This window comes from Enterococcus sp. DIV0294 (assembly GCF_050558155.1).
Lineage (GTDB): Bacteria > Bacillota > Bacilli > Lactobacillales > Enterococcaceae > Enterococcus > Enterococcus faecalis.
Window position 1 is genome coordinate 613,997 of sequence record NZ_CP187889.1, and the last position, 13,233, is coordinate 627,229.

19 protein-coding genes are annotated in these 13,233 nt (G+C 36.9%); 16 read left to right on the forward strand and 3 right to left on the reverse strand.

The features are described 5' to 3' along the window. Positions 1–30 precede the first annotated feature (30 nt). Positions 31–354 carry a DUF960 domain-containing protein gene (locus IGJ20_RS03000; protein WP_002355697.1) on the reverse strand — a complete coding sequence of 108 codons (324 nt, stop codon included), beginning with the start codon at positions 352–354 and terminating at the stop codon, positions 31–33. 251 nt (positions 355–605) lie between these two features. Then, on the reverse strand, positions 606–1,214 hold the full coding sequence (locus tag IGJ20_RS03005; protein ID WP_002358773.1) for a 50S ribosomal protein L25/general stress protein Ctc: 609 nt from the start codon (positions 1,212–1,214) through the stop codon (positions 606–608). Positions 1,215–1,544: 330 nt separating this feature from the next. On the opposite strand from IGJ20_RS03005, the gene IGJ20_RS03010 reads away from it, so the two are divergent. Next, complete coding sequence (locus tag IGJ20_RS03010; RefSeq protein WP_002361308.1) at positions 1,545–2,327, forward strand: pseudouridine synthase; 783 nt, start codon at positions 1,545–1,547, stop codon at positions 2,325–2,327. Next, positions 2,324–3,004, forward strand: coding sequence for a YjjG family noncanonical pyrimidine nucleotidase (locus IGJ20_RS03015; RefSeq protein WP_002366238.1), 681 nt, complete (start codon positions 2,324–2,326; stop codon positions 3,002–3,004). The genes IGJ20_RS03010 and IGJ20_RS03015 overlap by 4 nt, the downstream gene beginning before the upstream one ends. A 34-nt stretch (positions 3,005–3,038) precedes the next feature. Here IGJ20_RS03015 and IGJ20_RS03020 read toward each other — a convergent pair whose 3' ends face one another. Continuing rightward, on the reverse strand, positions 3,039–3,494 hold the full coding sequence (locus IGJ20_RS03020) for a GNAT family N-acetyltransferase (RefSeq protein WP_002363227.1): 456 nt from the start codon (positions 3,492–3,494) through the stop codon (positions 3,039–3,041). 174 nt (positions 3,495–3,668) lie between these two features. Between IGJ20_RS03020 and udk the strand changes: the two genes are divergently transcribed. From udk to IGJ20_RS03090, 14 genes are all read left to right on the forward strand, one after another. Beyond that, positions 3,669–4,298: a uridine kinase gene (gene udk / locus IGJ20_RS03025; protein ID WP_002355702.1), complete on the forward strand. Its 630-nt coding sequence runs from the start codon at positions 3,669–3,671 to the stop codon at positions 4,296–4,298. 168 nt (positions 4,299–4,466) lie between these two features. Then, positions 4,467–4,808, forward strand: a complete 342-nt coding sequence (locus IGJ20_RS03030) for a type II toxin-antitoxin system PemK/MazF family toxin (RefSeq protein ID WP_002355703.1) — start codon at positions 4,467–4,469, stop codon at positions 4,806–4,808. A 188-nt stretch (positions 4,809–4,996) separates the two neighbouring features. After that, a complete protein-coding gene (locus IGJ20_RS03035) occupies positions 4,997–5,395 on the forward strand; it encodes a DUF1310 family protein (protein ID WP_078126872.1) in 399 nt (132 codons plus the stop codon). Beyond that, positions 5,379–6,380 carry an Mbeg1-like protein gene (locus IGJ20_RS03040; RefSeq protein WP_231414796.1) on the forward strand — a complete coding sequence of 334 codons (1,002 nt, stop codon included), beginning with the start codon at positions 5,379–5,381 and terminating at the stop codon, positions 6,378–6,380. The genes IGJ20_RS03035 and IGJ20_RS03040 overlap by 17 nt, the downstream gene beginning before the upstream one ends. A gap of 81 nt (positions 6,381–6,461) precedes the next feature. Then, on the forward strand, positions 6,462–6,626 hold the full coding sequence (locus IGJ20_RS03045; RefSeq protein WP_187287607.1) for a hypothetical protein: 165 nt from the start codon (positions 6,462–6,464) through the stop codon (positions 6,624–6,626). A gap of 18 nt (positions 6,627–6,644) precedes the next feature. After that, the gene (locus IGJ20_RS03050; RefSeq protein WP_014862137.1) at positions 6,645–6,986 is read left to right on the forward strand and encodes a hypothetical protein; all 342 of its coding nucleotides are present in this window, start codon (positions 6,645–6,647) and stop codon (positions 6,984–6,986) included. Between the two features lie 2 nt (positions 6,987–6,988). Beyond that, on the forward strand, positions 6,989–7,237 hold the full coding sequence (locus tag IGJ20_RS03055) for a hypothetical protein (protein ID WP_010712060.1): 249 nt from the start codon (positions 6,989–6,991) through the stop codon (positions 7,235–7,237). A gap of 148 nt (positions 7,238–7,385) precedes the next feature. Then, entirely contained in the window at positions 7,386–8,351 is a 966-nt protein-coding gene (locus tag IGJ20_RS03060; RefSeq protein ID WP_014862138.1) for a Gfo/Idh/MocA family protein, read from the forward strand. 370 nt (positions 8,352–8,721) lie between these two features. Further along, complete coding sequence (locus IGJ20_RS03065) at positions 8,722–10,641, forward strand: BglG family transcription antiterminator (RefSeq protein WP_202522348.1); 1,920 nt, start codon at positions 8,722–8,724, stop codon at positions 10,639–10,641. After that, a complete protein-coding gene (locus tag IGJ20_RS03070; protein WP_002386165.1) occupies positions 10,607–10,930 on the forward strand; it encodes a PRD domain-containing protein in 324 nt (107 codons plus the stop codon). The genes IGJ20_RS03065 and IGJ20_RS03070 overlap by 35 nt, the downstream gene beginning before the upstream one ends. Positions 10,931–10,944: 14 nt before the next feature. Further along, positions 10,945–11,301, forward strand: coding sequence for a glycine-rich SFCGS family protein (locus tag IGJ20_RS03075; protein ID WP_002355707.1), 357 nt, complete (start codon positions 10,945–10,947; stop codon positions 11,299–11,301). A 30-nt stretch (positions 11,302–11,331) separates the two neighbouring features. Next, the gene (locus IGJ20_RS03080; protein ID WP_002355708.1) at positions 11,332–11,688 is read left to right on the forward strand and encodes a DUF4312 family protein; all 357 of its coding nucleotides are present in this window, start codon (positions 11,332–11,334) and stop codon (positions 11,686–11,688) included. A gap of 15 nt (positions 11,689–11,703) precedes the next feature. After that, entirely contained in the window at positions 11,704–12,483 is a 780-nt protein-coding gene (locus tag IGJ20_RS03085) for a DUF4311 domain-containing protein (RefSeq protein ID WP_002355709.1), read from the forward strand. A 19-nt stretch (positions 12,484–12,502) separates the two neighbouring features. Continuing rightward, positions 12,503–13,198: a DUF4310 family protein gene (locus IGJ20_RS03090; RefSeq protein WP_002361314.1), complete on the forward strand. Its 696-nt coding sequence runs from the start codon at positions 12,503–12,505 to the stop codon at positions 13,196–13,198. Positions 13,199–13,233: the final 35 nt, after the last annotated feature.

The following is a 13,233-nucleotide window of genomic DNA, read 5'->3' on the forward strand; positions in this document are numbered from 1 at the left end:
CGGAATTTGAGGCTACTTTGTTGAAATTATTTAAGATTCTAACATTTCTGCAGGTAATAAAATCGTTTCACGATGGCCATCATCAAAAGCAAAAATTCGCGACGGATATGCCGTAGAATAACTAAATGGTAAGTCGATGGCCATTTCTACTGAACTATTTTCTTGAGAAAAATGGACAGTCACTTTGCCATTATTGTTCAACAAATCAAAGTGAAGTAAGTCGTTTAAAGGGATAACCCCTTTTAGATTTAAGTCAATAATCAACCAAATACTATCAATTAAGCCACTAGGTAAGCTAGAAACAACACCTAATGAAGCATAGCGGCTACGGTCACTATCAAAACGTTCAAACATATGGATGACCTCCTTTTTGTTTACTTACTTTTAGTATACTGCAAATTTAAAAAAAAGAAATTGTTTCGTTTGAAAATATTGCGTAGATTAGCAAAAATTTAATATTCCTCTGTAGCTTCCTAGCTTTGCAGGTGTCATCATTTATGTGAAGAAATCAAGACATGCAGTAAAAAGAAAATGGGACGTACGTTGTTTCAACGTACATCCCATTTCTAAAACTTAAGAGAATCAGCTGAACAAAAGTGTACTCTTTATTCGGCTAATTCTGGTTCAGTCGTTTCAGCAGCTGTTCCTTCTTCTTCTTCAGGAGCAGTTTGTGCTTCAACAATAGCAACTAGTTGTTCTTCTGGATCAGTTAAAATTTCATAGTCTTTGTGTTCAGGTAAATCAGCGATTGTAAGAGCATCACCAATTTCTAAGTTTGTAATATCTACTTCAATTGATTCTGGCAATTTATCTGGTGTGGCTGCCACTAAAACAGTGTACAAGTTTTGTGCTAAGGTACCCCCAGCTTTCACACCTGCAGATTCACCAATTAATTGAACTTCTGCTTCGACTTCTGTTGTTTCTTTCATATTTACAGATAAGAATTCAACATGAAGCATTTGACCAGTAAAGGTATCTAATTGTGCTTTCGACATTAATGTGTTGATGTTTTTGCCATCAACTGTCATTTTAATAACGGTGTTAGCACCATGTTCGCGTAAAATTTTTGATAAGTCTTTTTCTTCAAAATAGATTGGTGTACTTTCAATTTGGTAACCGTAAACAATGGCAGGTACTTTCCCTTCGTGACGTAGCTGATTTCTTAGTGAACGTGGACGGATAGCTCTTTCTTTAACTTCTAATTGTACTGACATAACCTAATTCCTCCTTGAAATAATGAGTGATTTGGTTAAACTCAGAAACAAAACATAATGGAAAAAAGAAACTCTTTTTTCAGTTGTTCTTGTCTAGAAAAATGCTAACAATAATCAAAAAATCCCCACAAATATTGCCAGGCAACACTCATGGGAATGGTTCATTGTTATCGTTGTTCTCTCCCAGGTCATTACGCTGTTTTTGAGAAACCTTTATTTACTTTACTTATTAACCGTAACACTTATATTTTTATACGTCAAGGAATTACCTTTTTCTACTTTTCATCTTTAACGGATTCCACTATACTAATACCAGAATGGAGCGGAACAATGCGATTAGATAAATTACTAGAAGAACTTCAGTTTGGATCACGCAAAACGGTGAAACGATTAATCAAAGGCAAGCAGGTCACTGTGGATGGCATCGTGACTTTAAATGAAAGCCAAAACGTCGATGCGCAATTACAAATGATTAAAGTAAAAGGACAATTAATTTCGCATAAGACACATGTGTACTATATGTTGAATAAGCCAAAAGGTGTGGTTAGCGCTGTCTCAGATGCATCTAAAAAAACAGTCATTGATTTGATTGCGCCGCAAGACAGACGCCCTGGTCTTTATCCAGTGGGCAGACTCGATGGCGATACGGAAGGGTTACTTCTATTAACAGATAATGGACAATTAGGGTATCAATTAATTCGGCCAAATAAAGAAGTAGCGAAATGTTATGAAGTGAAAGTCAATGGTTTGGTCTCTGCAGAAGATTGTGCTAAATTTAAAGATGGGATTGTTTTGCAAGGAGGCATTCAATGTAAGCCAGCAAAAATAACTGTTCTTGCAGCGACTGAAACGGAGAGTCATGTTTTCCTGACTATTCAAGAAGGAAAATTTCACCAAGTGAAAAAAATGTTTTTATCTGTGGGGAAAAAAGTGACTGCTTTAAAACGCCAAACTATGGGGCCGTTGCGGCTAGATCCGCAATTACCTTTAGGTGCTTATCGTTCATTAACAAGAGAAGAGTTACAATTGCTATTGCCTTATTTTTTTATTGAAAAACAACAAACAAGCAAAGCGTTACCGAGTAATTTGAAAAGAGAAGAGGAACGGAAATGAAAACATTGCTTTTTGATGTTGATGATACATTGTTAGATTTTAAATTGGCTGAAAAGAAGGCGCTTCATGCCTTGTTTGAAGAAGAAAATGTACCATTTACATCTGAAGTCGAGTCAACATACCACCGAATTAATCAAGGATTATGGCGTTCATTTGAAGAAGGGAAAATAACAAAAGATGTTCTCCTTGATACACGGTTTGGTTTATTGTTTGACGCGTTTAATCGAGAAGTTGATAGCGTTAAAATGGGAGAAAACTACCGAGAATATTTAAGCCAAGGACATGACTTGCTTGGCAATAGTCAACGTATTTTGGAAAAATTAGCACCCCATTATGATTTATATATTGTGACAAACGGAGTGGCAAAAACACAGTATCGTCGGTTGGAAGAGTCGAAATTAATGCCTTATTTTAAAGATATTTTTGTTTCAGAAGAAGTGGGTTATCAAAAACCGATGAAAGAGTATTTTGATTTTGTTTTTGAGCGGATTCCTAATTTTAGTCGAGAAAAAACAATGATTATTGGCGATTCTTTGCATTCAGATATTCAAGGAGGCCAACAAGCGAAAATTCAAACTGTTTGGCTCAATCCGACCTCCGCTCCAGCAACACCAACCATTCAACCCAATTATACGATTCAACAGCTAGATGAGTTGTTACCAATTCTTGGGCATTAAAAAACAACATTTCCTGTACAGGAAATGTTGTTTTTTAACTTAAATGTAACCGTAAGCGAACCATATCTTTTAAAGGCAAGCCGTTTTCCATAATGGGCTCATCATAATGATGGATAAAAAAATCTGGTTCAATATGTGTCATTCGAAAACCGACTTTTTGGTAGAGATATAGCTGTTGAAAGCCTGTGCTCCCAGTCCCAATCTCCAAGTAATCATACTTTTCTTTTTTGGCAAAATCAATGGCAAAATGTAATAACTCTTGTCCGATGCCCCGCCCGCGGCTTTCTTCTGAGACAGCGATGTTTACGATTTCCAATGTCCGTGGGTGAGTCGGCAACAGGACTAAAATTCCTTGAAGTTCTTCAGTCTGATAGTCAAAGCAAATGCCGCGGGTAATGTAATCTGCCACCATTTTTTTTGAGGGATCTGCCTCATAAAGAAGAGCGTAATGCGCAGTTGTAAGTGCTTCTTTTTTGACTTTTTTAATCATAGGTAGGATTCTCCTTTTATTGATAAGTATACTGTAATTGAAAGAAGTGTGGGCAGATTTTTCATAAGAAGATAAAAATCACATGAAAAGTCTTGGAAAAGGTCTGGCATTCTTCAGAGTTTTCATTATAATAGTAAAAGACAATGAAGTTTTTGAAAAGAAAGAGGTTTATACATGAAAGATAGTCAGCCAATTATCATTGGTGTTACTGGCGGATCAGGAAGCGGAAAAACCAGTGTTAGCCGTGCGATTTTTAATAATTTTCCCGATCATTCAATTATGATGTTAGAACAGGATTCTTATTATAAAGATCAGAGCCATTTGAGTTTTGAAGAACGTTTAAATACCAATTATGATCATCCTTTTGCGTTTGATACAGATTTATTGATTCAACATGTTGAACAACTGTTAAATTATCAAGCCATTGAAAAGCCAGTTTATGACTACGTTGCGCATACAAGAAGTACAGAAACGGTGATCCAAGAACCGAAAGAAGTAATTATTCTTGAAGGGATTTTAATTTTAGAAGATCGCCGCTTAAGGGATTTAATGGATATTAAAGTGTATGTGGATACAGATGATGACATCCGTATTATTCGTCGAATCAAGCGTGATATGGAAGAACGTGGCCGTACTTTGGATTCTGTGATTGAACAATATTTGACAGTCGTCAAGCCCATGTATCACCAATTTATTGAACCTACAAAACGTTATGCAGATATCATTGTGCCAGAAGGTGGCGAAAACCACGTCGCTATTGATTTAATTAATACAAAAGTGGATAGTATTTTAACAAAAATGTAATAGTCAGCTTAAATAGCCGTCTCTATATCAGAGTCGACTGTTTAAGCTTTTTTTGACTTTTAAAGGGTGGTTTTATCAAATATTTTAAGGGATAGCTAAAAAGTTGAAAATATTGCAAGAAACAATATGCTATAATTTTTTAAAGGAAAAGGAGGGAAGGGAATCTGAATGATAAAAAGAGGTGAGGTTTTTTATGCGAATCTCTCACCAGTTGTTGGTTCTGAACAAGGTGGGATTCGGCCTGTCCTGATTATTCAAAATAACAAAGGTAACTTATTTAGTCCAACGTTGATTGTTGCACCGATTACCCGTAACGTAAGCAAGCGGCTGCAACCAACGCAAGTCCTCATCGAAATTCCCCATAACGAGTGCAGGACGCCATCACTTATTTTGTTAGAACAAATTCGAACATTGGATAAAGAACGAATGCTACACAAGGTTTGTCAACTTTCTCGTGAAGAGATGGAACAGGTCAATCAAGCTTTAAAAGTTAGCGTTGGTATCCGTTAATTTACATATAAAGAAATCGTTTTGGGGAAACGGTTTCTTTTTTTTGAAATAGTTTCTAACTATTCGCTTTTCTCGTATAGCAAAAGAATTTCGAACATATCTGAATGATATTCAGATGATGTAAAATACTTTAATTTAGCAATCAAAGTATTTGAGGAGGGTAACCATTGACTAAAAAAAAGAAATTCATGATTCTAATTAGTTGTTTATTGCTCATTTTTATTTTAGGAATAGGAGGAAAAAAATACATGGATAGTAAAAGATTTCATGAAGAAATGTTGACGATTGTTAAAAGTGATGAAGCGAAAAAAGTTATTGAAGAAGGACTGCGAAATTTAGATCCAGATGCTTTAACTAGTGAAGGAATTATTAAGTCCTATGAAATTGATGAGGAGAGTGTGAAGCATAACCCAATGGGAGGGATCGATGGTGTAATATTTATCAATTCGGATAAAAATTTAGATATATTATTTAATTTAGATAAAAATAAGGATAATGGATTTTCCAGCAAATATGTAATTTCAGGATATTCAAATGATTTGAAAGAGGAATTAAAAAAGGAGAGAGAGAATGACTTTTACAGGTAATGAAAGAGTTGAAATCGCAAAAAAAGAATATCAAAATTGGGGTTTAAAAAAAGTAGTAGTACTTGATAATGGAAAAACAATTGGTTATGTCTCCCAAGTAAACGATAAATCCGCTGGTGAACAATCTTTTGTCATAACCGATCAATACGTTCCACCGACAGCATCTTTAAGCGAACGACAAGCGGTTACAGAAGTTACTGTTTTGTACCGGGGTTCAACAGCTCCTGATAAAGGGAATTTATTTGATTCGTCTAATCCGACGTATCAAGATGTTCGTTCAGATTGGTTGGAAAATGATATCCCTGCCGCGATGCAAATTATGAATGGCGGTGAAAGCGCAATTCCTCAATTAAAATCAGCCTCAACTACGTTACAAGAAACAATGAAAGCGTATCCGAATGCTTTAGTAGATATTTATGGACATTCGTTAGGTTCGATGAATGGTCAATATGCAGTTTCGGATTTGCCTGAAGTTTTTCATACACGTATTTCTGGTGTCTATATTTATCAAGGCCCTAACATTTATAGTATTTTAAATGAACAACAACAAATCACTGCTGATAAGTTAACGGATGCTGGTAAAATTTTTAATTTTATCGACACAAAAGATTTGATACCAATTGGTTATTCTTCTTCAAAAAAACAAGTGGGAACCTTGATTGAGGTGGAATCAAAAAAAGTTGATATGGTCACGCAACATATGTGGGGAGGCTATCAGTTCGATAAAGCGGGGAATATTATTTCTCGTTCTAAAGGAAATGCTCAGTTAGCACAACATGAGGCCAACAAAGAGATTGAGCGACTTACTACACTTCGTAAAAAAATGATACAAGGAAATGGTGGATTATCTTCGGCACAAGAAATTTTTATTGATGCGATGCAAGCAAAAGCAATTACTACAGGTTATAAGCATACAATTCAGACAGAAATTGATGGCCTTATAAAATGGTTAAAAAAAGAGATAGAGAATGCCCATGAACTTTGACAACATACAAAAGCAGATGCTCAGCGTTGGGGGCAACATCTAAGCGAAACAGAAAAAATAACTGCACTCGTGGAAGGAAATGTGACCGAATTTTCAACTGTTCATCAGCCAGTGAATGAATATGAAACTATATTAACAATGTTACGAAATATCCAAGCAGAATTAGATCAATTATTGGCTCAAATTAAGGCAACGATTGATCAACAAGTTGCAACAGATAGCGAGTTAGCAAATTATTTTTCTTAACTATGGGAGGGACTTAGGATGGAAAGAGAATTGGATAATCAATTTATGCTAAAAGAGGACCATTATTTTTCAGAAAAGAGACTATTAGAGAATCAGTTAGCACAAGTAATGGAGGAGAAAAGATTTTTTTTACGATATTTAGAGCAGCTCTCTCTGCAAGTGCAACGACTGACACCTTATTATGATGTTGAGCCAAATCGACAAATCGTATATCGGCTATTAATGAATAGCCGAGAAGAAGCAGAGCAACGTGTCAAAAAAGAGCAAGTAGCGATTGATCATCAATTAGAAGAGATAAGACGAGTATTTTATCAAGAACGACAGCATTATGAAGAAATGAAAAGACGAGCGAGGAGATAGGGATGTTAGAAGAATTACAAAAATCATTAGAAAAACAACTTATTAGAAATTTTGTTGCTAGTCAAAGTCAGGCAACGACTCAAAATAGAAAAAAGATGACTCAACAAACGCTTCAACAAATAAAGAAAACAATAAACGGAGCAACGACTACGTATTCAACTGATTTAAGCAAAGCAGCACAAGGGAAATGGGTAACTGCCGCAAAACAAGCTACTGAGAAAGTGACAAAAAAATTAGATTGGCTTGTTTAAGTAAAGAAGTGAAAATAATCTCTAAAAATAGTGAAGTAGGAAGGATTGTCTCCTAAAAGAAATTTATTTGATTACATAGCTCTTTAATTTTTCAATGAGATGCTTTATCTTTATAGAAGCATCAGAAAAAGAAAGAGGAGGCGATCACATGGATAAAATTCGTTATGGAATTATGAGTACTGCCCAAATTGTCCCAAGATTTGTATCAGGGCTTCGAGAAAGCGCGCAAGCTGAAGTGCGCGGGATTGCATCAAGGCGTTTAGAGAATGCTCAAAAAATGGCTAAAGAATTAGCGATTCCGGTGGCTTATGGCAGTTATGAAGAGTTATGTAAGGATGAAACAATTGATATTATTTATATTCCCACCTACAATCAAGGACATTACTCAGCAGCTAAGCTTGCGTTATCACAAGGAAAACCCGTCCTACTGGAAAAACCATTTACATTAAATACTGCTGAAGCAGAAGAACTCTTCGCAATCGCACAGGAGCAAGGGGTTTTTCTAATGGAAGCTCAGAAGTCTGTCTTTTTACCAATTACCCAAAAAGTAAAGGCGACAATTCAAGAAGGGAGATTGGGAGAGATTTTATGGGTTCAGTCAGTTACTGCCTATCCCAATGTGGATCATATTCCCTGGTTTTACTCGAGAGAAGCGGGTGGTGGAGCGCTTCATGGCTCAGGAAGTTATCCATTACAATACTTACAATACGTATTAGGGAAAGAGATTCAAGCGGTTACGGGAACCGCAACATATCAGCAAGGGGCGACGGATAGTCAATGTAATTTAGCTTTGAAATTTGCTGAAGGGACGCTGGGCAATATTTTTATTAATGTTGGTTTAAAGATACCTAGTGAAATGACCATTTGTGGTACAAAAGGGCAAATCGTTATTCCTAATTTCTGGAAAACAGATTGTGCTTATTATACAGATGCTCAAGGCAACACTGTCAAATGGTCTGAACAATTCACTAGTGAATTTACGTATGAAATCAATCATGTGAATCAATGTTTACAAGACAAAAAGTTAACTAGCCCAGTAATGACGAAAGAATTAACGATAGCAACCGTTAAAATTGTTGAAGGTTTTTATCAAGAATGGTTTGATAACGAATAATTACCACCACTTGCTATCCAAACTATTCTGTGTTAAAGTGTGTTTTATGCGACGAGTTGACTCAATCAGATAGCTTCGGCTATTCCGTTTTGACGGCTAGTGATTGTCAAACACAACGACACCAGATAGTACGGCTATCAGTTACCGGATTTGTAACGTGTCGGACAGAATACTTTTGTGGAGAAGGTTTCTGTCTATTTATGCAAATAAATAGTGTGGTATCCCTTAACAGTTACTACTGTTAAGGGATTTTTTTTGTATGAAAAGAGAAGTGTTGCACTTTTATAAGTGCAACTTTTTTGTGTTGTGGAACAGATAAAATAACGCTATAGTTTTAAGTGTAAAGGGAAAAGAAAAGAGGTGACAAGGCATGACCGTGTTGTTGTCCAAAAGAGCGATAAATATTTTATTGATGCTTTTGGATTTGGAAGGGAGTATTACCACGCAAGAATTAGCTGAGAACTTTACTGTCAGCGTTCGAACAATTAAGTATGATTTAGAAGATATTCGTGCTTGGTTTGAACAGCACGATGAGACACTTTATTCAAAACGAAATAAGGGAATCTGGCTAGATTTACCTGACTCTAAACGCTTACTGTTAAAAAATGAAATTATCGATGTCGATCGATTTGAAACCTATCCTGATCAAAAAAGACGAGTCAATGTATTGATTTTTCAGTTATTGTCAGTCAAAGGGTACTTAACGGCACAGCAGCTAGCAGATGAATTATTAGTGAGTCGAAACACAATTGTCAGTGATTTGGAACAGGTCGAACGATTGCTGCAAGCATATGATTTAACCTTAATTCGCCAAGCACGGCAAGGGTTTACAATTAGTGGTGAAGAAAGCAATGTACGCTTACTGATGGAATTTATCACTCAAAAAGAACTTACAGAATACGATATTTACCAAATTATGAACTATGTGACAAAGACAAAAGGGGCTGAAAAGATCCCTAAAATTAAATTTGGGTCAGGGACATTGTTTCAAGGTTGTTATCGTAGTGCATTGAAAAAAATGCGAAATTTAATTAATCCACTCGATCAAAATCAATTTGATTATGCCGAAATATTATCTATTACGTTGAGAGTGGCAATTGCCGCAGCACGTATGCAGATGGCACATACAATTGGGACTTACCGAGTGTTATCGCAAAAAACACGCTTTGAACAACGGAACGAAGTACCACTTTTACTTTTACAAGAGGTGTTTGAACGGTATGACTTGCCTTTATTAGCGGATGAATATTTTTATATTTATAGTGATTTATTCGGAACCCATCAACGGCAAGATATGGTTCAATTAACAAAGCAAGTGATTGAAAGCGTTTCAAAAGAGCTGAATTATCATTTTGTAAATGATCGCCAATTATTTACGAACTTGTTTGCACACCTGTCCTTACGTTTTACAAAAAAACATTTATTTATTAATGAATACAATCCGTTTTCTGAAGAAATCAAAGGAAAACACCCAGCGTTATTTTTAGCTATTCAAAGTGCCTGTAAACAATTAATTCAACGTTCTGTTTTGTTAGTCAACGATTCTTTCTGCGCATATATTGCGTTGCATTTTTTGGCAGCTCAGGAACGACAACAGCAGGAAGCTAAAGTTGTTAGGATTGTGTATGTTTGCTCGACGGGCTTAGGTGTGACCAGTTTAATTGAACAAAAAATTTTAGAGGAAGTACCAAACGTTGAACTCGCAGGATTTGCTTCTGTTTTAAATGCAACTGAAGTGATTCAAGCAGAAAAGCCCGATTTGGTATTGAGTATTTTCCCAATTGAAGAAATGACATACCCATTTATTAAAGTTAGTCCATTGTTGACGGACACAGACTTAAGTTTAATTCGGGAAGAGGTCGATAAAATTTTATTAGGGAAACGTCAAGGGAAGGGTGCCGCTCGCTCCACGAAATCTGATGTAATTGAAAAAAATGAACGGATACAAAGCCAAGATTTATTAGTAAAAGCGTATATTATTTATGAAGAGTTAAAACGAATGTTTCAAACAAAGTTACTGAGCGAATATCAAGAAGCCTTTTTACTTCACGTTTTATTAATGACACATCGGATTACGTTTAATAAACAATACGAAGAGATTCCTTGTAATAGAGAAGTATCTCATGAACGGCAAGAAGAAATTCGGCAAATTGAATGTTTATTTGCTAAAAATGAGTTACCTGTCAATCATGCTGAAATTTCAGCATTACTTAATTATTTAGAACAACCAAAGGAGGAAGAGGATGGAACTAGCAATGGAAGCACAGGAGATCATTCGACAAAGTGCTGAACCAGAAAAGCTACAATCGATTATCAAACAAACCAGTGCGCGATTAGCAGAAGCACAAATTGAACCAACGGAATTACAGTGGACGATTTTGATTAACCATCTCAATGAGATGCTGAATCGTTCAAGAGAAGGAACGACATTAGCTGGTGTTGATCGGACGTTATTTACGGAACTAACACCAGAAACGTTGAAAATTGCACAAGAAACAACAGAAGCAATTGGTCAGTTATCAGAAGATGAGTGGTATGTTTTAGCTGTTCATTTTGAAGTTGCTAAACAAAACAATTAATAGGAGGAAAAGTTATGATTACAGTAGTTATCGCAGATCGTTTAGGAAAAGGACAAAATGTTGCAAAAGGAGTGGAGCAAGCCGGTGGTCGCGCGGTTGTTGTTCCAGGAATGGGCGCTGATATGCGTTTAGGAGATGTGATGCAACAAGAAAAGGCTGATTTAGGCATTTCTTTCTGTGGCAGTGGTGGTGCAGGGGCGTTAACGGCTGCTACTAAATACGGGTATCCCGAAAGACATGGCATGCGATCAATCGAAGAAGGGGTAACAGCAATTAACGATGGGAAAACTGTTCTTGGATTTGGTTTTATGGATCAGGAAGAACTTGGTAAACGAGTAACTGAAGCATTTATTAAGAAACACGGAGCATAGAAAGTAGTAACTTAGAAAGGAGCGGTAATTATGGATGCCACAAAACGGTCAACACAAACCGTGATTGTTTCTGGAAAAGGTAATAAGAAGAATGAAGCTTTTGCAAGTGCGTTGAATGATGTTTCAAAAAAAGTATTAAAAGAAACAACAGAGGTCCTCATCCGGATTGAACCGAAAGAAGTAACTATTCGTCAGGCAAAAGAACAAGTTTATACAGAAAAATTTCTGTTCTTCTTCTTTCCTAGAAAGAGAGTGATTTATCATGTCGAACTAGCTGTAGAAGTGGAAATCCAAGCCATTGCAGTCGAAGAAGTTGATTTTTTAACGGAAACAATTAAAGAACCGAACGCAGTAGTAGTTCCGTTTCTTTCAAAAAGAGGCGTATAAAGGGAGGAAGAAGGAATGGAATTTGTAATCATTTTGCTGAAGTCATTGCTTATTGGTGGTTTACTAGGTTTTGCAGCTGGCGCAGGCGCTGCTCGGATGTTTCATGCACCACAAACGCAAGGGTTAGGGGCATTTAGAACATTAGGAGAAATGAACGCGGCACAAGGAGATCCAGCATCACACTTTTCTTTTGGTTTAGGTTTTTTCTTTAATGCTTGGGCTTCGGCCGTCGGAGCAGGGGCCTTTACACAAGATGTGACCCACCGGATTGTGCCTAACTGGGCTGCAGCAATTTTATTGGTAAAGGATAAAGATGTCACTAAAACGATGCATAATCCCAAAAAAATGGGGATTGTCGGGGCCTTTGTAGGAATGGCGACTGTGGCTTTCTTAAATAGTACAGCTGCAGCAATTCCAGAATCGCTACAAGTAACAGCAGTTGCGGTGTTGGTACCTGCAGCAACGATTTTAATCAATACTGTGATGCCTGTTTTATTCTGGCTAGCGGCTTTAGATGCAGGAAAACGGACAGGTTTCTGGGGAACATTATTTGGCGGATTATCTCAATTAGTCATGGGCAATGCTGTCCCAGGAGTTGTATTAGGGATCTTAATCGGTAAAGGTGTCGATGATTTAGGGTGGACCCGAATGACACGCGGCATGCTTGGTGCCATTATCTTATTATTTATTTTAAGTGGCTTCTTCCGAGGGTTCGACTTAGAAATGATCGAAAGTTTCCGCTTGTCTATTCCTCAATGGTTAAATAATTTACACAATGTCTTCACCGTTAAATAGAAAAAAGGAGGTCTCATAGATGGAACAGCAAGAAAAAAATGAATGGGCACAACAAGAACAAGAAATTCAAGAAGGTTTAAAAGGCAAAAGTTTTTGGTATGCTGATTGGGGCTTTCCGATTTTAGTCGGGATTATGTCAGCGGCAATTTTTGCAGGAACACATATGTATGTAGTTTATGGTGTGGGCGCCTTTAATGAAGTTTCAATTGTTGCGATGCTAAAAGCTGGTTTAGATGGTGGTTCTTATGGCGCTGCCGCAGCATTTGGTGCAAGTTTCCTGTTTGCACGAATTTTAGAAGGTTCTTTAGTCGGGATTTTAGATTTAGGTGGCTCAATTTTAACGGGGATCGGGATTGGCGTACCTGCAATTTTCCTCAGCATGGGTATTAAAGCACCTGTAGAAAACTTTGGCTTAGCCCTTTTAACAGGTGCGCTACTAGGGTTAGCAGTTGGTGGCGTAATTGTGTTGATTCGGAAATTTACTATCAATCAAGGAAATTCCACTTTTGGTGCGGATGTGATGATGGGGGCTGGTAATGCCTCAGGACGTTTCTTAGGCCCGTTAATTATTTTGAGTGCGGCGGGTGCTTCGATTCCTATTGGGATTGGTGCTACATTAGGAGCTTTAGGTTTTTACATTTGGAAAAAACCAATCGCTGGGGGCGCAATTTTAGGCGCAATGATTTTTGGTGCAATATTCCCGGTTTCTTTATAATAAGAAAAAGCCTTTTGTTTTGCACTTTCTCTGTC